Annotated in this window: 16 protein-coding genes; 5 read left to right on the top strand and 11 right to left on the bottom strand. The window is 47.0% G+C overall.

All coding sequences use genetic code 11. The features are described from left to right. Nucleotides 1-60: 60 nt before the first annotated feature. Nucleotides 61-1,557 (bottom strand): glycine--tRNA ligase, encoded by a 1,497-nt coding sequence (locus ACYVD4_RS06580; protein WP_460943650.1) that lies wholly within the window; start codon nt 1,555-1,557, stop codon nt 61-63. Between the two features lie 141 nt (nt 1,558-1,698). Here ACYVD4_RS06580 and ACYVD4_RS06575 point away from each other — a divergent pair, with 141 nt between their 5' ends. Together ACYVD4_RS06575 and ACYVD4_RS06570 are read left to right on the top strand one after the other, a co-directional pair. Further along, nucleotides 1,699-2,697, top strand: coding sequence for a ComEA family DNA-binding protein (locus ACYVD4_RS06575; RefSeq protein ID WP_460943648.1), 999 nt, complete (start codon nt 1,699-1,701; stop codon nt 2,695-2,697). Then, nucleotides 2,666-3,505 (top strand): polysaccharide deacetylase family protein, encoded by an 840-nt coding sequence (locus ACYVD4_RS06570; protein ID WP_460943646.1) that lies wholly within the window; start codon nt 2,666-2,668, stop codon nt 3,503-3,505. The genes ACYVD4_RS06575 and ACYVD4_RS06570 overlap by 32 nt, the downstream gene beginning before the upstream one ends. Nucleotides 3,506-3,542: 37 nt before the next feature. Here ACYVD4_RS06570 and ACYVD4_RS06565 read toward each other — a convergent pair whose 3' ends face one another. Then, nucleotides 3,543-4,184, bottom strand: a complete 642-nt coding sequence (locus ACYVD4_RS06565; RefSeq protein ID WP_460943644.1) for a response regulator — start codon at nt 4,182-4,184, stop codon at nt 3,543-3,545. Next, nucleotides 4,147-6,069 (bottom strand): sensor histidine kinase, encoded by a 1,923-nt coding sequence (locus ACYVD4_RS06560; RefSeq protein ID WP_460943642.1) that lies wholly within the window; start codon nt 6,067-6,069, stop codon nt 4,147-4,149. The genes ACYVD4_RS06565 and ACYVD4_RS06560 overlap by 38 nt, the downstream gene beginning before the upstream one ends. Before the next feature lie 354 nt (nt 6,070-6,423). Between ACYVD4_RS06560 and ACYVD4_RS06555 the strand changes: the two genes are divergently transcribed. The 3 genes from ACYVD4_RS06555 to ACYVD4_RS06545 all read left to right on the top strand — a co-directional run bounded on the left by ACYVD4_RS06555 (nt 6,424) and on the right by ACYVD4_RS06545 (nt 7,816). Continuing rightward, on the top strand, nt 6,424-6,726 hold the full coding sequence (locus ACYVD4_RS06555) for a hypothetical protein (RefSeq protein ID WP_460943640.1): 303 nt from the start codon (nt 6,424-6,426) through the stop codon (nt 6,724-6,726). A gap of 433 nt (nt 6,727-7,159) precedes the next feature. Beyond that, nucleotides 7,160-7,330 carry a DUF1059 domain-containing protein gene (locus ACYVD4_RS06550; RefSeq protein ID WP_460943638.1) on the top strand — a complete coding sequence of 57 codons (171 nt, stop codon included), beginning with the start codon at nt 7,160-7,162 and terminating at the stop codon, nt 7,328-7,330. An 18-nt stretch (nt 7,331-7,348) separates the two neighbouring features. Then, the gene (locus ACYVD4_RS06545; RefSeq protein ID WP_460943636.1) at nt 7,349-7,816 is read left to right on the top strand and encodes a DsrE family protein; all 468 of its coding nucleotides are present in this window, start codon (nt 7,349-7,351) and stop codon (nt 7,814-7,816) included. A gap of 281 nt (nt 7,817-8,097) precedes the next feature. On the opposite strand, the gene ACYVD4_RS06540 is transcribed toward ACYVD4_RS06545, so the two are convergent. The 8 genes from ACYVD4_RS06540 to ACYVD4_RS06505 form a co-directional block, all read right to left on the bottom strand. Beyond that, entirely contained in the window at nt 8,098-10,248 is a 2,151-nt protein-coding gene (locus tag ACYVD4_RS06540; RefSeq protein ID WP_460943634.1) for an outer membrane protein assembly factor BamB family protein, read from the bottom strand. Nucleotides 10,249-10,460: 212 nt separating this feature from the next. Continuing rightward, on the bottom strand, nt 10,461-12,236 hold the full coding sequence (locus ACYVD4_RS06535) for a RagB/SusD family nutrient uptake outer membrane protein (RefSeq protein WP_460943632.1): 1,776 nt from the start codon (nt 12,234-12,236) through the stop codon (nt 10,461-10,463). 17 nt (nt 12,237-12,253) lie between these two features. Next, nucleotides 12,254-15,862: a TonB-dependent receptor gene (locus ACYVD4_RS06530; protein WP_460943630.1), complete on the bottom strand. Its 3,609-nt coding sequence runs from the start codon at nt 15,860-15,862 to the stop codon at nt 12,254-12,256. Nucleotides 15,863-16,055: 193 nt separating this feature from the next. Then, on the bottom strand, nt 16,056-17,129 hold the full coding sequence (locus tag ACYVD4_RS06525) for a FecR family protein (RefSeq protein ID WP_460943628.1): 1,074 nt from the start codon (nt 17,127-17,129) through the stop codon (nt 16,056-16,058). Between the two features lie 81 nt (nt 17,130-17,210). Beyond that, entirely contained in the window at nt 17,211-17,819 is a 609-nt protein-coding gene (locus ACYVD4_RS06520; protein WP_460943626.1) for an RNA polymerase sigma factor, read from the bottom strand. 228 nt (nt 17,820-18,047) lie between these two features. Beyond that, the gene (locus ACYVD4_RS06515; RefSeq protein ID WP_460943624.1) at nt 18,048-19,463 is read right to left on the bottom strand and encodes an FAD binding domain-containing protein; all 1,416 of its coding nucleotides are present in this window, start codon (nt 19,461-19,463) and stop codon (nt 18,048-18,050) included. Between the two features lie 35 nt (nt 19,464-19,498). Beyond that, nucleotides 19,499-20,842: an NAD-dependent dihydropyrimidine dehydrogenase subunit PreA gene (gene preA, locus ACYVD4_RS06510; protein ID WP_460943622.1), complete on the bottom strand. Its 1,344-nt coding sequence runs from the start codon at nt 20,840-20,842 to the stop codon at nt 19,499-19,501. Continuing rightward, on the bottom strand, nt 20,839-22,194 hold the full coding sequence (locus ACYVD4_RS06505) for an NAD(P)-dependent oxidoreductase (RefSeq protein ID WP_460943620.1): 1,356 nt from the start codon (nt 22,192-22,194) through the stop codon (nt 20,839-20,841). Before ACYVD4_RS06505 ends, preA begins: the two co-directional genes overlap by 4 nt. Nucleotides 22,195-22,407: the final 213 nt, after the last annotated feature.

The following is a 22,407-nucleotide window of genomic DNA, read 5'->3' as shown; positions in this document are numbered from 1 at the left end:
ACAACGCCCCAGCCGTTTGGCAGGGGCGTTGTTATTTTTAGGCAATCTGATTTCTTCCGGTTACATTATCTCTAGTACGCGCTCCATCGACACTGCCTGACCAATGTATGCTTTCAACTCACTGATCGGAATACGAACCTGCTCGGTTGTGTCACGGTGACGAATGGTAACCGTATTGTCTTCAATTGACTGATAATCGACAGCAATACAGAACGGCGTACCAATCAAATCCTGCCGGGTGTAGCGTTTTCCGATGGCATCACGCTCTTCATAAATAACCCGAAATTCGGAACGCAGACTTTTCACAATCTCTTCGGCTTTCTCTGGTAAACCATCCTTACGTACCAGCGGAAATATGGCCGCTTTCACCGGAGCCAGCGCCGGGTGCAGTTTGAGATACGTACGCTCTTTCTGCTGATCGCCCTCACCTACCGTTTCTTTCGTAAACGCATTACAGAACGTAGCAAGGAACAAACGATCGGCACCCACAGAAGTTTCCACTACGTATGGAATGTAGTTCCCGTAGGGTTTACCCGTTGCTTCGTCAACCTCATTATCGAAATATTGCTGTTTCTTCTTGCTCAACTCCTGGTGCGATTTCAGGTCAAAATCGGTACGTGAGTGAATACCTTCCATTTCGCGGAAGCCAAACGGGAATTCATACTCAATATCAACAGCGGCATTGGCGTAGTGTGCCAGTTTCTCGTGGATATGGAATTTGAGTTTCTCGGCAGGAAGTCCCAACGCCTGATGGAATTTCATGCGTGTATCGCGCCAGCGTTCGTACCATTCCATTTCGGTGCCGGGCCGTACAAAAAACTGCATTTCCATCTGTTCAAATTCGCGCATTCGGAAGGTAAACTGACGAGCTACAATCTCATTCCGAAACGCTTTACCAATCTGTGCAATCCCAAACGGAACTTTCATCCGGCCAGTTTTCTGCACATTCAGGAAGTTCACAAAAATACCCTGCGCCGTTTCCGGACGTAAATAAATCAGGCTTGCATCTTCGGCCACAGAACCAACCTGTGTTGAGAACATCAGGTTGAACTGACGAACTTCGGTCCAGTTATCCGTACCCGAAACGGGATCTTTAATACCTTCGGCCAGAATCAGGTTCCGAAGACCTTCCATATCATCGGCACTTTGCAGACGCCCAAGTTCATTACGCAGAGACTGTCCGCGTGCTTCGTCGCCTGCTTTTTCATACTCTTCGGCTTTCAATTCGATGAGTTGGTCTGCACGGTAGCGTTTTTTAGAATCGCGGTTGTCGATCATCGGATCGTTGAACGAGTCGACGTGCCCGGACGCTTTCCAGGTAAGTGGATGCATAAAAATTGACGCATCAATCCCCACTACGTTATCGTGGAGTTGCGTCATGGCTTTCCACCACAGCGTTTTGAGGTTATTTTTGAGTTCAACGCCGTTCTGACCGTAGTCATATACCGCCTGTAGCCCATCATAAATTTCGGAAGACGGAAAAACGAAGCCATATTCTTTGGCGTGAGCAATAATATCTTGTAATGAGGTTGCCGGGGAAACTTTCTGCTCTGTCATAATCAGTTACTAAGTCCGCAAAAATACGGTTTTATGTGCAAGTGCCTACTCACTTGTTCTAATTCATAGCACACTACGTTTTAGCTAAACATTTAATACATTTTTAGTTACTATACATCTTATTCTATCGTCTCAGGAAGCATGTTCACTCGCTTCCAATCCATTATCCGCGATTACTTCGGATTTTCTCATAAAGAGACTCGTGGGTTTCTGGTTCTACTTTTCCTTACGGCACTCGCTTTGTTGACTCCGTTTCTGTATCGGTTTATTGCCCAGCCAGAAAACGTAAACACGTCTTTAGCCGACCAACGTAAACTCGATAGTCTGGTTGCGCTGATGCAGGAAGCCGAAGCCAAACAGCCTCAATTTGGCAACCGACCCGAATCCGACAAAACAACCTTCGAGCACTTTAGTGAGCCGAAGCTTTTTACGTTCGACCCGAATACGGTGAGCGTGGCCGGTTGGCAGCAACTCGGTTTGCCGCGCTGGCTGGCCGAACGTATCGAAAAATATAGAAGCAAAGGCGGACGGTTTCGCAGGAAAGAAGATTTACTACGTATCTACGATTTTCCTCCCGATCTGTACGACCAACTGGAGGCTTATATTACGTTGAACGAACAGCGTGGTGGCACGAACGTAGCGCGAGATTTCGAACAAAATCAACGTAGCACAACCGCCGACTACCCAGCAAGAGCAACCGAACAGCCTTCTCGCTACGTTACCGAACGACCAACGAAGCCAGTTTTGCAACCATTCGATATAAACACGGCCGATACGTCGCAACTGATTGCCCTGAAAGGTATTGGCGCTACGTTGGCTGGGCGGATTGTAAAGTTTCGGGATGCGCTGGGTGGTTTTGTCTCTCCCGAACAGTTTCGCGATATTTATGGACTTGATTCGCTGGCTCTGAACGAGTTGCAGAAATTTGGACAAATTCGTTCACCAGCCCGTAAACTGGCGATCAATACCGCTACCGCCGAAGAACTTGATAAGTTTCCGTTTTTATCGCGTCGGCAAGCGCAGATCATTGTAAATTACCGCGAACAACACGGCGCGTATACATCGGCCGAGTCGTTGAAACCAATTCGTATTCTTGATGCCAAAACCATTGAAAAACTCGCTCCTTACCTCGACTTTTAACCGCCATACATCTGTTTCTTCTCTCAGATACGTAGTCAGTTCCTGTTTTTTTGTATTCCTATCTTTTGTTGTTCGGGCGCAAGGTATCGAATGGCCCAACGGTGCCAAAGCAGCCATTTGCCTGACGTATGATGATGGCATGCACAGTCAGGTAGAACAGGCAATTCCGGTTCTTAACGCATCTGGTTTAGTCGGTACGTTCTTTCTCAATTCGATCACTGATGTTCGTCTGGCCGAGCAATGGCGTCAGGCAGCCAAACGCGGACATGAATTAGCCAACCATACCTTATTTCACCCGTGTCTGGCCGCCAAAGGCTGGAAAAACGAGTGGGCTTTAGACAATTACACATTAGAGCGGCTGTTTAAAGAAATTCAGTCGATGAACAGTCAGCTCTACTTACTCGATGGCCGAACCGACAGCCGAACATTTGCCTTTCCGTGCGTTGATACGTTGGTTGGGGGCGTTTCTTATGTCGATACGTTACGTAAGTCGGGGCTGGTACGTTTTGCCCGGATGGGTGGCGATGCCAACGCTATTGTTACGAACTTTGCTAAGCTCGATCCATTTCAGGTACCTGCCTGGGGTGTTCAACCATCAAACACGGCTACCGATCTCATTTCTTTTGCGGAAAAAGCTGCAAAACAGGGTGGATTGGGCGTTTATATGTTTCATGGTGTTGGTAGCCAGTGGATTGCCATATCAGCAACGGCTCACAAAAAACTAGTCGAATACCTAGCCCAAAACAAGCAAACGTATTGGGTCACTACGTTCCGCGAAGCAATGGAATATCTGAGTAAACGAAAATGAATAAGTTTTTACGAAATATATGACTACTGTTACGTTTTTATAAACCTTGTTTAATGGCAAATTGAATTAGATCGGTCACTTTGCTGATACCTAGTTTAAAGTGAATATTCTTTCGATGCGTTTTAATCGTTTCCACACTCAAATTCAACTGATCTGCAATTTGCTCGCTGCTTAATCCCTGACAAATGAGCCGAATGATTTCGACTTCACGGAAACTCAGGCTCAAGCGCCGGGCAAAGTCATCACCAAAACGATCATCTGGGATGTTGGTTTCTGATTCATTCAACGCAAAGAATTTTCCTCCGTTTAGAACGGTACGTATACCCGTCAATAGTTGATCGGTAGTGGCATCTTTGAGCAGGTAGCCATGCAAACCCGCCCGTCGTGCTTCATCAAGTAGTTTAGGCTGGTTGTACATAGTCAGAAGTATCACTTGCAAGCCTACGAAATTTTGCAGCAGTTGGCAGCCCAGATCTATCCCGTTGATACCTTGCAGATTAACATCTAACAACACTAGTTGAGGTGCTAAACGATGAACAGCAGGCAGGGCATCGGCGGCTACGAATACCTGCCCACAAACGGTTAGGTCGGGTTGGGCATCAAGCAGGCTTTTCAGCCCGTCGTTAAAGAGCCGGTGGTCGTCAATCAGAAGTAGGTGGGCTGGGGGAAAAATCTCCATGGGATGCGGTCACGTAGGGAATATCGAGCACAACCATCGTACCGGCTTCCGTTACATCTCTACGTAGCTGTGCTCCGATGTATTCGGCCCTTAAGCTACTATTTTTCAGCCCAAGACCTGCACTTGCCTCACCGTTTTTTGTTACCCGGCTACCCAATCCATCATCTTCAACCATAACTGAAAGATAATCTTCATAATAAAGCAATTGAACAGCCGCTCGTTTAGCTTCAGCATGTTTTTGGATATTCTGCACCAGCTCTGAAACGATTCGATAAATATTCAATTCAATCTCCAATGGCAACCGCCGTTCCTGACCCGCTACGATAAAGGAAAATTGCGTAGGTTGTGAAGGTTGGCTCTGCAACAACTGATCGAGCGCGTGCCGAAGACCTAGTCGGTCAAATTCGGGTGGCATTAAGTTATGGGCGATACGTCGGAGATCAATTGTACTATTTTGCACGAGTGACTCTAGCTGGTCGAACACACTGGTAGCTAATGGGTCTCGCAGATACGTTCGGAGTTCACCCATTCTGCGTCGGAGTGTTGCCAGTGTGCCGCCGAGATCGTCGTGCAAATCGGCAGCAAGTCGTCGACGCTCCCCTTCCTGCGCATTAATAACCTGCGTGGTGGTTTCGTTACGTTCCTGAGCCAGAGCTAGTTGAAGATTAAGATTCTGCTGTCGAAAACGATTGTAGCGTAAAGTCAGCCCAAAAGCCAGTGTAATTTGCTCAAGCAGAAATCCTGGGAACAACCAGTTGGTAGTAAAATGACCTGCATTTACTACGTTCAAGAGCGTAAGGCTATAAATGACAGTTCCCAGAATGGTAAAACTAAGGGCTGTTACGTATATATAAGCGGCTTCGTTTTTCTTGAGAATTTGCTCCGTAAAAACAGCACCCAGCAGTAATGCATTAGCGATTATCCAGGTTATAAGCAGAAACTCGCCAAGCCGAAGAACGTAGACAGGTAAATCCTGCTGCTGAAATAGAGAAAGCGAACATCCTCCAAACGAAATAATCAGGATGTACCAGGCTAACCGGGTCGTTGCCTGTGCATAACGGCTGGTTGACCGATTGAGCCCCAGAAATCGCTTCATAAGAAACAAATTTGTACTGGCCCAAAGAGCTGATAACATTACCATTATAAGCGAATTACTAAACAGCAATTCAGGCCATATAAACTCAAACCCATAACCTAAACTGGTTAGTACATAAAGCGTAGTAGCAACTAAGTGCGCCATAAATAAGAGGTGCACCGAATCTTTTAGAGAAAGCCACAGCAGAAAATTGAACAGGAAAATAAATCCTGCCATACCGAGAAAAAAAGCGACCAGTGCCGAATCAAGCCGAACGCTCTGTAAAAAATTTTCGGATGAATAGAGTCCTACGTTTCCTGAAATAAATTCATTCCGCTTATCCAGCAGTATCAAGATTTCTGATTGCTCGCCTGATTTGAGCGAGATCGGAATGGCAAAATAATTGACCTTGATGGGACGGCTATGAAATGGTAAAGCATCGCCAGTAATGGCTAACGTATCGATCTGTCCGCTACGCCGACGAAAGCACTGTACTCGATGTATATCAACACGATCAAATGAGAAAACGACTGTTTGAGCGGCTACACTGTTTTGTATGCGGAAATATAACCATACGTAACGGGGTTCAATGCCAAGATTCAGATGACGCTCTGTAAGAAGGTTAACAGGTACTGTTTGAGAGGCTGCAAAAGCCTGTATAGGTGTAAGCCGCGAAACAGTTCTGAACAGCACAAGATGATTACGAAGCGACCATTCAGACTCAGTAGCGATCCGTACAGGCTGAACTCCATGCGACTGCCCTGAAAGCGCCAAAAGCCACAAAAAAACGAATGCAAGGCACTTTTTCATGGAAGTAACTTTTTCGAATTCAAAGATATTTCCTGGTACTTAAGTTAAAAATACCCCTTTCGTGGTATTGTCCTCAACTGGTTTTTCTGGCCACTTTTGTCTGCCCATTCGCGGCTGGTAAAACAAGATTGTCCAACAGGCAAATGGGTTTGGTAAAAAAACTGAAACCTGTTTTTTTACCGGAGAGTGAATTAAGCTTTCCAATTCTATCCCAACACCATGTATTTTTTTTGCTGACTTGATCTTATTCTGAAACCACATCATAAACACAAAAAACGCTTCACCATTGTACTAACAGTTGGTCTTAGTACCACCGTCAGGTCTTACATTCTTTTTTCACCTCTATCTCCACCCATGAAACACCTATGTTTCCTTGCTTTACTAGGGTTAATAAGTTTCACTACGTCAGCTCAGATTTCACTCGTTAAAGAGTTCAGACCTTGTTGTGACATAGGGGCATTTCAGTCAATGGACAGTTACTTTCTACTGAATGCCAATGGTGGTTTGTGGCGGAGCGATGGTACTACTGCCGGGACTATCTCAATTGGTGGTGGCGAACTACCCTCTCCCAACTTGCGCTGCCAGATTGGCAATACACTTACTTATACATGGGCACATTTAATGGATGCGTTAGCCCAAATAGCCAGCCTTTATTGATTACAACAGTCTGGTCGTGCAATCAAATACCAACCTCCAGTAATCTGGTTAACCTTGACCACGCCGTCACAATTCCACCAAATTATTCGGGCAATGCTTTAAAAATCCCCTACGGTGCATCCGGTCGGCTTATCTATGGTATGGGTAATTCGAGTAAGTCCATAAATGATCCGACTACGTTACATTGAGCCGTATTTCGTAATCTGTTGCCGGTCTGCCTTATAGTCAGATATTGATAAATTCCTACCGTTCAGTAAGTCTGTCTATGATTCCATATACAGACTTATCGAAAACACCAAAAATAACTTTCCTTTGTGATTATGAGCCATTTATAAATACGTTTTATTCGCTTCAGCACTTTTCTGAGTGGCATATCGCCCCAGAAAATTTGGGAATTGGAACGTGTATTTTTTTATACCTAATACAATCAATCATGAAAGAACTACGATGCAAAGATGTGGGCTTCGATTGCCCCGGTATTGTGAAAGCTGAAACGGAAGCCGAAGTATTGCAATTAGCGGCTCAACACGCTCAGGAAACTCACCAGGTGACCATTACGCCTGAGATGGCTGAACAAATTAAACCCTTAATTCACGACGCATAAATAAGCTCAAGACTTGCTATGATACGTATTAACCGAATTCTGCTTGCCAGCTTTTTGCTCCTTGCAGGAACAATTACTTATGCCCAATCCTCAACAACCAACGGTATTAAATCAATTGAAAAAAAGATGAAATTCCTGATTCATATCACCTGCGGTCCTGATAATCCCACCAAGGCAGCCTTAGCATTTCTGGTCGCAAAAACGGCGACTGACGAAGGCCATACCGTTGCATTATTTCTGGCAGGCGATGCCGTTACGTTGCTTAAAGATAGCGAACTGGATAAGGTAGTTGGCCTGGGGACGGGTAAACTAAGGGATCATTATGAGGCCATCGTGAAAGCAGGCGGTAGGTTTTATCTGTCGGGTATGTCGTCGAAGGCACGAAGCGTAGGAGAGTCTGAAATTGCAGGAAAACCAGCGGAGTTTGCTATGCCGACGGTGCTAGTCAGACTCGCGGCAGACAGTGATCGGATGTTTACATACTAATAGCATTTTATTGGTGTAAGAACACTCTTGGGAAGAAGAATAAATGGTTTAAGTAGCCACTTTTTTAGTCTTCACCTTCCAAAGCTTACCGACAAACAAGATCGCTACATGATGAATTTGCGAAAATGTCTGACTGTACAGGCGCAAATCTAGCGAGCCCCCAATTCCCAATAGTTAACCACTACTCCTTTTTATCCTGTCTGTAGAGTTTATGATTAATCTGCATCACAATATTGATTTTAAGTACAACAATCCTCACATAGTTTAGTCTATTTTCCCTTTTAAGGTAGAGCAAAGGCCACGTAACTATCTCCTTTGTGAGTCCCTAATTTTGTACCTCCACAAGCGACTACGATATATTGCTTTCCGTTCACCTCATACGTACTGGGGGTTGCAAAACCAGCCGCTGGCAATTGTGTCTGCCACAGTAATTGTCCAGTTTTCTTATCATAGGCCCGGAACATACCGTCTTTAGTTGCCGCAATAAATAACAACCCGCCCTTTGTAATAACTGGGCCTCCGTAGTTCTCTGTCCCGGTTGGCAGGATTCCTTGCCGGGTCAATTCAGGAAACTCGCCCAATGTTTTCTGCCAAACTTTCTGTCCCGTATTGAGGTTGATAGCCGTTAAGGTGCCCCAAGGCGGTTTAATGGCGGGATAACCTTTGCTATCTAAAAATTTCGTGTAACCGTTAAAGCGATACGGAACGTAAGGCACTTGTTTCGCAGTCGAGCCGGGAGACGTGGCGACGGTTTCTACTTTCTCGTCGTTAAACAAAAAAGCCAGTAGGGCCTGCTTTTGCTCGGCTGTGATACCTGCGAAACCTGGCATCATTCCTTTGCCGCTGGTAATCAATTTGGATACGTATTCCCGGTCGCGCCGTTGACCGATTTGCATGAGCGATGGATAGCCACTTGATGGATTACCCGTTCGGTCCGTTCCATGACAGGCAACACAATAGGTCGTATAGAGCCGATTGCCGGGACTTAAATGCGCCAGGGCATCTATTTTAGGCGTAGTGCTTAGGCTAAACATCCAAGCCATTTCATTCGCATTGACGTACATAATACCATCAGGATCAACGGCCGCACCGCCCCATTCCGGGCCTCCATCAGCTCCTGGCAACAGCAACGTTGGGGTTTTACTCAGCGGCTGATAGGGGCCTTTTCTGGCTCGGCGATACTGCGCGATCAGCGAATCACGGTTTGTAGCGTAGGGACTTAACTCGGATTCGGCAATGGTTTGTCGGGCGAAAGGTGCAGGTAGAGTTGGAATGGGTTGCGTTGGCCAGGGGGCTTCATCCGGTAAAGGCGATTTAGGAACGGGAACCTCTCGAATAGGAAAAAGCGGCTTACCCGTCACCCGATCAAAAATGAAGACATGGGCACTCTTTGTTACCTGAGCCACCGCATCGATAGTTTTCGTGACGCCCGATCGATCCTTCATACGAAGCGTGATTAGGTTGGGGGGGGCAGGTAAATCGCGGTCCCAGATGTCATGATGAACTAGTTGGTAGTGCCAGATACGTTTCCCGGTTCGGGCATCCAGTGCCAGCAGGCAATTGGCAAACAGGTTCTGCCCTTTGCGGTTTCCGCCATAAAAATCAAACCCGGCCGAGCCTGTCGGTACGTAGAGGATACCGCGTTTGCGGTCAATAGCCATACCTGCCCAGTTATTGGCCGCACCAACTTCGGTGTTTTTATAGACTTCTTTGGGCCAGGTGTCATAGCCAAATTCCCCCGGATGCGGAATTGTATGAAATACCCACGCTAGTTTACCTGTTCGCACATTAAACGCCTGAATAGATCCGGGTGCTCCATCCGCCCCTTCCGAAACACGCAGAGGCATGAACAGCAAATCCTCGAACAGAGTACCCGGCGTGTTCGAAATAACAAATTTGTCTTTTGCCGATTCCCCTAGTCCGGCCTTAAGACTAACCCGACCGTTTTCGCCAAAGCTGACGATTGGCTGCCCGGTCTGTGCATTAATCGAGTAAAGCGATGAGCCGTATGCATACAAGATACGTGCGGGCTCGGTATCGTCGGCTCGATTGCTTTTCCAATACGTAACACCTCGGTTTGTATTGAACGTTTTGGTACCCGGTTCAACGTAGCGCCACTTTTGCTGACCCGTAGCCGCATTGAGTGCCACCAACTGATTCGAAGCCGTCACGGCGAAGAGCGTGCCATCAACAATAATCGGATTGCACTGCACCTGCCCCGAGTCGCGGGAGTGGTATTCCCAGGCTATCTTAAGCTGTCTAACGTTATTCGTGTTGATCTGATCTAGTGTCGAATAATGATTGCGATCAGGCCCGCCCAAATATTCAGGCCACTCGGTACTCAAATCCGTTTTTCGTTCTTGATAGCTTAGCTGGAAAGCCGTTAAGAGAACCGCTGACAGGAAAAGAACAGGCAAAAGAATGCGTTTCATTACGTTTCTGAACAAATGGATGCTGAAGAGACAGGTTGATATACGATAACGAGGCCAGTTTTCAATTTCTGTCAGGGCCAGTCTTGTAAGGGTTTCATGTGGATGGTAAATTTGGTTTGTTTTACGCTATTTACCATTCACATGAAACCCTTACAAGACTGGCCCCGTAGAGAGAGGAGAATGCCTTCGAAACAAAAGCCGAGAATCAGCAATCAATACCCAGGGTTTTGTTTCAAGGTTGGTTGTCCATTCACGAAACTCTGGGTAATCGCATAGTCTGGAATGGGCTGGTATTCGCTCTTATTTTTCGTAAACTTAACTCCATTTCCCAATGCCAGCGAACGACGAAGACTTTCTTTTGGCAAATATTCGTTGTTGATAACCTGATCGGCTATTCCCCAACGGACCAGATCGAAGAAGCGGTGGCCTTCCATTCCTAATTCAATTCTCCGCTCGAACCGAACAGCCTGCCGGGCAACTGCTTGACTAGCCCAGGGTGTTGTATAGAGATTCACCACATACTTAGCAGCATTGACCGTTCCGTCAACTGTTTTGATAGGCGAGGCCGCTGCTCTGGCACGAACCCGATTGACATATTCTCGCGCTTTATCCAGACTACCCAACTCCACTTCGCATTCTGCCGCCATCAGCAGTACATCCGCAAAACGCATAAGGTCATAATTCAGCGCGCTGGCAATACCAAAACTAGCCCGAACGACCTGCCCCGAACTATACTCAGCCGATGAAAAAACGTGTTTCTTTCCCGTAAACGGCCCACCATTGGTGATCGACTCGCCCGGAGGAGCCGTAAAAGCTAAACCGCTCATCATCCCCCAGTCCAGATAAGGAATGCCCCGACGTCCTACTGTGTGGTCTAAACGAGGGTCCAGATTGCCCGTATAAGGAGTAAATGGGCTGGCATCTGGCACTGTCTCATTGGATGTAACATCTACGTCGTTATAGGTATTGAGGAAGGGCAGGCCATTTTCATCGGTACGAAACGCATTGACCAAATTTTGCGATGGCCGATAAAACCAGGAGTTTGTTCCCCCCGCAATACCGTTCGGGTAACACAGAATCGCTTCCCGAAACCCGTTTGTATTGTCGCTGGCACCATCGCCAATCGCGCTTTGAACTTCAAACATAGCCTCTTTGCTGTTCTGGGTGGCAATGCGGAAATTCTCGCCAAAATTCGCAGTCAGGTCCAGCTTAACCCCCTGACTGGTTTTCCCCTGACCGATAATCACATCAAACAGTGCTCTGGCCTCGGCGAATTTATTCTGATACAGATAGGCCTTTGCCAGATACGCTCCAGCAGTCCATTTGTTGACCCGCCCTTTGCCCGTTTTCACTTCGTCCAGATTGTCGTAAGCGAATTTGAAGTCTGTTTCCAGTTGGGGCCAAATGTTTATGTAATTACCACTTGCATCGGTATTCGGAATTTTATAGTCGGTGGCTTTCTCATCGACAAACGGAATGTTACCAAAGATTTTCTTACCCTCGAAATGGTGGAAAGCCCGCAGAAAACGAGCCTCGGCGGTCACTTGCTTTTTCATCGCATCGGTTAGGGCCGGATCGGTTGTTTTGGCTATTGCCTGCAACACAATATTGGCCCGGCCAATGCCATCGAAAATACCGTTCCAGCGGGCGAGCAGCTGGGAGTTGGTGCTGGGAGTGGCATACTGCATTGCCTGATTAATTTCACTTTGGTCAGTGAAGTTGGTACCTCCCTTGTATGCATCGCCCCCGGCTATACTGCCCCATATCCAGTTGTACGATCCGCTAAAGCCCAGAAAATTAGCGGCCTGTGAACCATCTAACGTAGCGTAGACATCGATCAAAAAGCCATCGATCCCTTTTTTGCTCAATAAATCGCTTTCGCTATAGACACCCTGAGGACCCAGGTCAAGAAATTGTTGCTTGCAGGCAGAAAGCGTAACGACCGAAAGCAGTAAGGTGAACGTAGTATATTTTAGGATCGGTTTCATAACAGATATTGCGAGGGTTAGAAAGATACGTTTAGGCCCAGTAAGAACTGACGCGGATTAGGGTAGCCAGAGTAATCGACCCCCAGATTCTGGTCGCTGCTGGCCGTTTGTTCAACCGATGCACCCGATACCAGTCCTAAATCGGGGTCGGCTCCGGTGTATTTCGTGATGGTGAAGAAGTTCTGCGCCTGTGCATAAATCCGCAGGTTGCTCATTTTAATCGTTTTCAGCCATGTCTTAGGGAAGGAGTAACCTACTTGAATGTTTTTACCCCGCAGGTAGGACCCATTCTCTACGTAAAACGAACTCGAATTTCCCGTCACAAAAGCCGTATAGCCATTGGCGGCACCAACGCCAAGCTGAGGTGTTTTGGCGGTAGCTGCCTTTTCAGGGGTCCAGGCGTCATATAGCTTTCCAGAAGCAACAGAACCACCTAACACACCCATGTAGGTAAAGTATTTGGTGTAGTTATAGAGCTGGTTCCCCTGATTCCAGAACACAAACGTACTCAGGTCGAACCCCTTCCAACTGAAGCCAAGATTCAGCCCCATCTGAAATTTGGGGTGGGGCGATCCCAGCACAGTTCGGTCGGCCGTGGTGATGTTCCCATCGCCATTTATGTCTTTATATTTCCACGACCCTACTACGCCCGAAGCTCCGTTTATTTTAGGTCCCGCATCTACCTCGGCCTGACTGTTGTAAAATCCATCGATTTGATACCCATAAAACGAAGAGACTGCCTGCCCCTGGGTTGTAATCAGGGCGTTGGTGATCCTGCTTGCGGCCACTAGTTGCGCCGTATTTTCGTTGTTTAGTTTGGTTAGCTGGTTTTTATAATGGGTAACTGTCAGGGTTGCATCATATTTCAGATCGGAGGTGATGGTGCCCTGGTTCGTGATTTGCAGGTCGATACCCGTGTTACGCATCGTTCCCAGATTGACCAATGGTTTCGTTACGAGCAACTCCAGTCCGTTACGTAGGCTGGGAACTAGTAAATCGCGTGTGTTTTTGGTGTATACATCGACGGCTATACTCCATTTCCCCCGTAAAATACTGGCATCCAATCCAATATTGGTCGATTCGGTCGTTTCCCATTTGGTTTGAAGATTTCCTTGTGAACTCGCTCCATACCCCTGCGTAGAACCAATATTCACTCCATTTATATCGTAGAAATTGTTGCCTGGTGCAGCACTGTAGGTTGAATACTGGTTGAAAGCCGGTACGTTAGAAATACTGCCCATTTGTCCCCAGCCTGCACGTAGCTTTAAGTCATCGAGCCAGCCGAGCGATTTCATGAACGCTTCGTCGGAAAGGCGCCAGCCGACACCCAACGAAGGAAAATTAGCGTATCGAACATCGAGACCGAAAAGCGAGGAGCCATCCCGGCGGAACGTAGCGTTAAACAAATACCGATCTTTCAGACTATAGTCGAGCCGACCGAAATACGAAAACATCGAACTACGCGACAACAATGAATTTCGGTTAATGTCGGCATTGTTGGCACTAATATCGCCCAGCGACTGTGGAAGACCCGTATTGAGCGACAGAAAATTGGCTGATTCGAAGTCGTAATTGCTCTTGGCGCCAAACAAACCCCGCCCGGCGTTTTTAATGGCTTCGGTACCTAACAGGACTTTTACATCATGAATCTGCGCAAATTTTTTCTGATACGTCAGCGTATTGGTCCACGTCCAGCTCAGGAAATTGTTAGAAGCTTCTGTCAACTGGGTAACTCGCCTGGATTGGCTGGCTTCGTATTCTTTCAGGAAAGCCCGCTGAAGGGTTCCGTTGCGGGTGTCCACACCAAAAGAGGTTCGGAAGGCCAGATCAGAATTGACATTCACCTGTGCAAACACGTTCCCAAAAGCCCGCAGATTTTGGTTGAACCAATCTTTCCGGCGATCCAGATACGATACCGGATTATACCCAACTCCGGCAGTACCCCCAATCAATGAACCGCCGTACCCACCTTTTATGTCATAAGCCGGTATAAACGTAGCGCTACGTAGTGCGTATCCCCAGGCGCTGGTTTCGCCAATCACGGTAGCATCGCCCTGCCGATTGTCGTACGATACCTGAAGGTTTTCACCCACAGTCAGGAAATCGGTGGCTTTAAAGGATGAGTTTAGCCGCATGGAATACCGCTCATAACTCGTGTTTTTGAAGGTGCCTTGCTGGTTAAAATAGTTCAGCCCCAGCGAATACGTAGATCGGTCGTTGCCTCCACTGGCCGATAGCTGATGGCTCTGAATAACGCCCTGTTGCGACATCGCATCGAACCAGTTGGTACCCGGACTGGTCTGAAAAATCTGGTACGGATTAGTGTAATCGGCGATGGTATATAAATCGGGGTTGGCGCGGGGATCGGTTGCCGATACGCCCCCTTTGAACGTATTGCTGACAACGTAACGGTCTGGAATAGCAAACGAGCCATGTTGACCAAAAACCGGGTCAACAAACGTGCTTGCCGTTGTTTTATCCAGATAGGTCAGCAACTCGCTCGTATTTAACAGTTTGGGAATCCGGTTAAGTGGCGTTACCTGAAGGCCATAATACGTATCGTACGACAGGGTAGTTTTTCCTGCCTTCCCTCCTTTAGTTGTTATAATAATGACGCCATTGGCGGCTCGGGCTCCGTAAATAGAGGCCGAAGAAGCATCTTTCAGAACCTGAATCGACTCTACATCCTGCGGATTAATACGTGACGCATCGGTGGTAGGAACACCGTCGATGACGTAGAGTGGATTGTTGTTGCCATAGGAGGCAAACCCCCTAATTCGGATAGATGCCGAACTGCCAGGGTCGCCCGTGCTGCTCACCGTAACGCCCGCTGCCCGGCCTTGCAACTGGGCTACTAAGTTCGCCGAAGGCGTAGCGTTCAGATCGCTGGCTTTCACGACGGATACCGCCCCGATAATGTCTTTTTTCTGTTGAGTGGTATAGCCCGTTACCACAACCTCGGCAAGCTGGTTGTTGCTCGCTTCCAGTTGAACATTGATTTCTGTCCGATTGCCGACAACAATATCCTTGGCATTATAACCGACAAAACTGAACGTTAAAATGGTGTTTGCATCAGGAACTCCAATTCGATATACGCCTTGCGCGTCGGTTGTTGTGCCCCGGCTGGTTCCTTTAACAACAACGGTAACACCCGGTAACGCTACGTCTTTTTCATCCCGAACAGTCCCGGAAACAGACACTTCGGAAGGCTCTTCAATGGGTATAGATGGTACATATTGGCTTCTCAGGTTATCGGCTTTCGTCGTCAGGGGCGATAAAATGATCTGGTTCCTGATGACTTTATATTTGAGTTGTAGGGGTTGGAGCAAACGGTCGAGCACCTGTCTTAGCGGTTCGTTGACAACATTGACCGTTATGCGTTGGGTAGCCGCCAAGAGTTGAGGCCGGTAGGTGAACTTCACATCGGCCTGCGTTTCAATACCCGTCAGGACGTGAATAAAATCCTGGTCCGATACGTGAATATTTATTTTTCGATCTAAGAGTTCTTGGGCTGTTACATCCCGGGCCAAAGATACCCCCGCGAAAATGATCGCTATCGAAATATGCAGGAGCGATAGTTTCATGAGGAGAATCAGTTCTTTTTGGAATCGTACTGTTTTTTTCATTGATTTGACAGTTTTTGTAAGTAGTAGACACAAAAACAACCTTCACACCCGCTGGTACGGGATACTGTTTGTGAGAGCAGAGAAGGTCATATAATGGCCGGTAACGCTGGTACCGTTACCGGTTTTTTTATTGAGTTTGCCGCTTTAACTATACGAGCATAGGCAGATAGGTTTTGGGTTTATCGAGATAGGTTTAGTCACAGCCTTTACTGTCGAAAATAATCTGGGCATCTACCAGTTTATAGCTGGCACCCACTCCTTCGCAGATGATATCCATTTTCTCAAATAGATTTTCGCTGCCCAGTGAAGTGGTCAATCGGCAATTTTTTAATCGGTCCTCGTCGAAAATGATCTCTACCCCATACGCTTTTTCAATTGCCTGCAGGATCTCAGCCAGGGGTGCATTCCGAAACGAAAAAAGCTTTAACTCGTTCTGCGGAAGAACAGGACTCGGTTTTTCAACAAGGGTACGGGTGAAATGTGCGTCTGCTTTCGTAAACGTGGCCTGTTGATTGGGGGTCAGAATCAACCCATCCTGTTCTGGATCGAGGTGTTTGTTGCTTTGGATTGGAAAAACAGAGACTCGCCCGGTTTTCACCATTACATTGATCTGCTGATCCTGTTCATAAGCTCTGACCCGAAAGCTGGTTCCCAGCACCTTGGTAGTGATGGCATTTGAATGAACCAGAAAGGGCTTATCCGGATTTTTTCGCACCTCAAAAAAAGCTTCCCCTACCAGAAAGACCTCTCGAATGGTATCGGCAAATGCTTTCCGATAGTGGAGTTTTGTACGAGGCTCTAAAAAGGCCTGGCTTCCGTCTGGCAAATTTACGACCAATACTCTGGATGTATTGTTGTTAACTTGTTCAAGTCGATCTGAAACAACCTGATTGGTGAGCTGATCTGTATCAATCCGGCGGTTACTTTCCTGAGTAAGCCACCATCCGCCTAACCCAAGCAATACGCTAATGGAAGCAGCGGCTGCCCAGACACGCCATTGCCGCCAGAGCGGAATAGGAGTTTCCTGCGTGTTTGCCCAAATACGCTTATATAATAAATCCACTTGCTGTTCCGATGGGAAATCAGCTTCGATCTGCTCATGCAACATGAGCAACAACTCTCGTGCCTGCTTGATGTTATCCTGTTGTTCCGGGTGGTTTAGCAGCACATTCGCCCAGAAAGCATCGTCACTGGGCACTCCCTGCAATACCCACTTACGGAAAGCGGTATCCTGCAAAAAATCATCAGCCGTGTAATTCTGGTACAACAGTACAGTTCTTTTTAGTGAGAGATTTGTATTATTTCAATTCACTAAGCAAGAGACTGCATTCAATTAGTTTAAACCTATTTACCTGAAAAAAATTTTCAATAACCAGCCAATGCCTACAAAACAAATCGAAAAAACTATGGCTAGTCGGCGGAGCGTATGCAATGCCTTTTGAATCATGTTGCGAGCACCCTGCTCACTTATGTTCATAATTGAAGCGATTTCGGCATAGCTAAAATCCTGGTAATAGCGCAGGATTAATGCCTCATATTGGCGAGCAGGTAAGCTGGTTAGCCACGACTTTAACCGGGAAGACTGCAACGCAATTTCTTCGTCCGAAATCATATTGGCTTCTACTGAAGCCATCGTAGGCTGCCAGAGGTCTGTTTCTTCATTAAATGATTGGGCAAATTCAGTATCAGGACGTAACGAACGATGAATTTTACGACGTAGCGACCGAAATAAGTAAAAGCGAACGGATTGGGCTTCGGCTAGTTGCGAACGAGTGCGCCACAAATCGGTGAACATATCCTGTATGGCATCTTCCACTAGAGTCGAATCGTGGTTAATTTTCATCCCATAGCTATACAATACGCGGACATAGCGTTGATAGAGCCAGGAAAAAGCGACCTCTTCACCGTTCCTGAAGCGATTCCAATAAAGTTGATCTTCTTGATCGGTTGCCCCCATAGCTTTCACGGGACAAAATAATGCGATTTTTCCCTAATATACTTCTAATTCTTTGGCCAAACAGCGAATATGAACGAATCAATTATCGTTTAATTGATCTACATGACCAAAGAACGGACAATAGAACAGGAGAATGACTAGATCAACGGTTTGTAAACTACTGGAAGACACATCGGTCTGTTGCAGCTATCAGAACATGGCAGATTATTTGACAAAAACGCAGTACGATCACATAGTCAAAATCGCATCTACGTTCAATTCTGGAAAAAAGTGGATAAAGTGCGCTTTTAATAATTGACTCAACAACAACCGTTTATACGTACCAGAACCGCGTGCATCACTGATCGGCGAAATTTCGGTTTGGGCAATAGCAATGGCGTCAATCAGTACAGCTTCGCTTAGATGCTTATTTGTCAGATATGCTTCTGTTTTCTCCAGTCGTTTCGGGATTGGCCCAACGCCACCGGCCGACAGGTTCACTACTGATAGTACGTCTCCTGCCAGCGAAATCTGAATCGCCGAATTCACACTGGCAATATCGAGATTGGTACGTTTACTCACTTTTTCGAAATTGAAACGAGTTGCCGAATCGGGCAATGTAAAGCGAATCTGTTCCAGATATTCGTGTGGTTCTTTATCCAGTTTTTTGTAGCCTTTGTAAAATCGACGTAGTGGTACGTAGCGTGTTTGTTCGCCATTACGTAGCGTCAACGTAGCATCCAGCGCCAGAAAGAAAATCGTGAAATCGCCGATGGGCGATGCGTTGATAAAGTTGCCGCCAATGGTTGCTACGTTACGAATAGGTGTTGAAGAAATGAGCTTCGTATAACGGGCAAAGTCAGGAAAATGCGACTGAAAAATCGGCGACTCCATCAAATCTGTTACCGTAACAGCGGCTCCTATTACACACTGATTTTCTTCCTGACGAATACCTTTTAGATCGGGTTTATCAAACAAAAACTGCATCGACGCATCTTTCACCTCATCATGCCTCTGCACGTATACATCCGTTCCACCTGCTACGTATTGCGAGCCTGACGTATCGATGGCCTGTTCGCCGTTGAGATCTAGTATTAACGTTTGTAAGCGTTTGGGTATCGTGGCAAAATACGCGGGTAAAATTTCTTGTTCTACAGCAAATTGAGTGGGAGTTTCGTCGGTTCGGTTTTCGAGTAAATGAGCGACTTTTCCGGCTGCCCGTTCAATTGATTTATAGCCTGTGCATCGGCAAATGTTTCCGTCGATAGCCGCGATTGCGTTCTGATACGTAGGTGCTTTGGCACTCAGACAAAAACCAGCCAGCGACACCACAAAACCGGGCGTACAGAATCCACACTGCGTAGCCGATTCATCGACCATTGCTTGCTGTATCGGATTCAATGCGTCCATATTCAACCCCTCAACAGTCACAATGTGTTTTCCTTGTGCATTGCCTAGTGACATCAGGCAGGACGTAGCGGTTCGGTATCGTATTGCGCCTTCATTCAGCTCACCCACCAGTACCGTACAAGCACCGCAATCACCTTCGCGGCACCCAATTTTGGTACCGGACAGATGCTGCTGGTAGCGAACAAAATCAAGCACCGTTGTACCCGAAGGAAGCGACGTACTGATTTGTTTATTATTGAGAATGAAGGTAATCAATTTGTAATTAGGCAATTAAGGAATCTATTTTCTATTTAATGATCATTCAAAGGCAATCCACGTCGCTGGAATTCTTTCCAGTTCAGGTACTCATCACCTTTACGCTGTTCAACCATCGTAATGCAACTATCGACCGGGCAAACGATTTTGCACAAATTACAGCCAACGCACTCGTTTTCAATGATCGAATACGAATTGTAGGGTTTGCCATACGCCAGATTGATGGCCTGATGTGACGTATCTTCACAGGCAATGTAACATAAACCGCAGTGGATGCACTTGTTCTGGTCGATATTGGCAACGATATGGTAGTTGATATCCAGATCTTCCCAGTGGGTTATGGTCGGAACCGACTTGCCGATGAAGTCGTAAACGGTCTTAAATCCTTTCTCATCCATCCAGTTATTCAGGCCGTCGCACAGATCGTCAATGATGCGAAAACCGTGGGTCATCACCGCTGTGCACACCTGAACAGACGTAGCACCAAGCAGCATAAACTCGGCGGCATCTTTCCACGTACTAACGCCACCAATCCCCGAAATCGGCACTCTCGACGTAACGGGGTCCTGTGCAATGGTTGTCAGCATTTTCAGGGCTATCGGCTTTACCGCCGGCCCACAATAACCGCCATAAACCGACTTACCTGCTACGTATGGATTGGGTACAAACGTATCTAGATCGACACCCGTTACCGATTGAATGGTGTTGATCAGCGAAAGTGCGTTCGTCCCTCCTTCAACCGATGCCCGACCTGTTGGCACTACCGAATGAACATTTGGCGTTAGTTTCGTGATAACCGGAATAGTAGCTTTTTCCATCACCCATTCTACCACCATACGAGCAATGTCGGGGTCTTGCCCCACGGCAGCTCCCATACCGCGTTCGGTCATGCCGTGCGGACAACCAAAGTTTAGTTCGAGACCATGCGCGCCCGTATCCTCAACCTGCGCAATTAGTTCATGCCATTTCTCGCGGGAGTTGTCGGCCATAAGTGATACAATCATGGCCCGGTCGGGAAAGAGCCGAACACATTCCGCAATTTCGCGCAGGTTAATATCAAGCGGACGGTCAGAGATCAACTCAATATTATTGAACCCCATCACTTTGCTTCCGTTATAATCGACCGATGAGTAGCGCGACGATACGTTCTTGACCTGAGAACCCAGCGTTTTCCAGACCACTCCGCCCCAACCTGCCTCGAAGGCACGTAGTACGTTATATTGTTTATCGGTTGGGGGTGCACTCGCCAGCCAATACGGATTCGGCGACTGAATTCCTAGAAAATTTGTGCTTAAATCGGCCATGTAAATAAAGAGCGAAAGAGCGAAAGAATGAGAGAGTGAAAAAGTGAATCGACCGGATGGTTTTTGCACTTTCATTCCTTCGCTCTTTCGCTCATTATAAAATTAACTATCGCCTTCGCGGCATCTTTTCCGGCCTGAACAGCGTCTACGACTTCTTTTCCGCCATTGACACAGTCGCCACCGGCAAAAACGCCGTTGATATTTGTAGAACAGTCGTCGTTAATAACAAGGCGCCCTCGGGCATGAGCCAGTTGATTACTACTAACCAGCTCCTCGAACGGAATCTGACCAGCGGCTTTGATGACCATATCGACATCCAACGTAATAGTCTCGCCTGTTTCGACAGGCCAGCGACGACCACTTACATCTGGCAATCCTAATTCCATTACGTTGCAAATCAGTTGTGTTACGTTGCCGTTTTCGCCTTTAATCTCTTTGGGAGATGCCAACCAGATAAGGCCACAGCCATCGAGTTTTGCCAGATTCAATTCAACTTCGGTACTTGGCATTTCGGCCTGCGTACGCCGATAAACAATTGTTACGTCTTTGGCTCCCAACCGTTTAGCCTGCGTAGCGGCATCAATAGCTGTCATACCGAGACCAATGACCGCCACTTTATTTCCAACCGGCACTGTTGGGTAGCCTTTGGTACGTATGTCGTAGATAAACTGAATAGCATCTTCTACACCATTCAATTCCTCGCCCGGAATATCGAGTTGGCGGGCAAGCCCCACGCCGATACCCAGAAAAACTGCGTCATAGCTGGTCTGTAACTCCGAAAGCGTTACGTTACGTCCCAGTTCCTGTTCGTACCTAATGTCGATACCACCCAGCGACGTAATGAAATTAACCTCGTCTTCACAGAACTGGGGCGTTACTTTATAGGCAGCAATGCCGTAGGTCATCAGGCCACCGCCTTTACTTTCTTTTTCAAAAACGGTTACGTCGATCCCCTGCCGACTCAGTACGTGCGCGCAGCTAAGTCCTGCCGGGCCAGCCCCTACAACGGCTACTTTTTTACCCGTTTCCGGTTTTCGCTGAAACAAAGGCCACTGATTATCAATGGCTTTCTCGGCTGAATACCGCTGAAGTTTCGCGATGGGAATTGGCGGTTCACTCAGGAGATTATATACACAGGATCCCTCACACAATTTTTCGACCGGGCACACTTTCGAGCATCCGCCCCCCATGATGTTGGCGTCCAGAATGGTGAACGCTGAACCCTTGATATTATCGGTAGTGATCTGTTTGATAAACCGGGGAATATTGATGCTCGTTGGGCAGCTTTTTATACAGGGTGCATCGTAGCAAAACAAACAACGATTAGCCTCCACCAATGCCGCTTCGCGCGTTTCGAAAGGTGGGTGAACATCGCTGAAATTTTGCGCATATTCTTCTGTAGATAATCGGTTGTTACGGATAGCCATGGGCACGCTTACTAATTAAAAACGGAAATGTATAAGGCCTAAAATACCATTATCCTATTTGGCAAATCAAACATCACTCCAAATAAATATAACCACTTGCTTACTCAAATTGCGATTTGATAGACAATTAATTCTCTCCTGATCGCTCAAATTTACATTAGCCTGTCAAACAATTTACGGATAAAATCATTCATAAAATAAGATATGGGCCAT

This window comes from Spirosoma daeguense (genome assembly GCF_054776875.1).
Note: the sequence above shows the minus strand (reverse complement) of the source record. Positions and strands in the feature narration are given on the sequence as shown.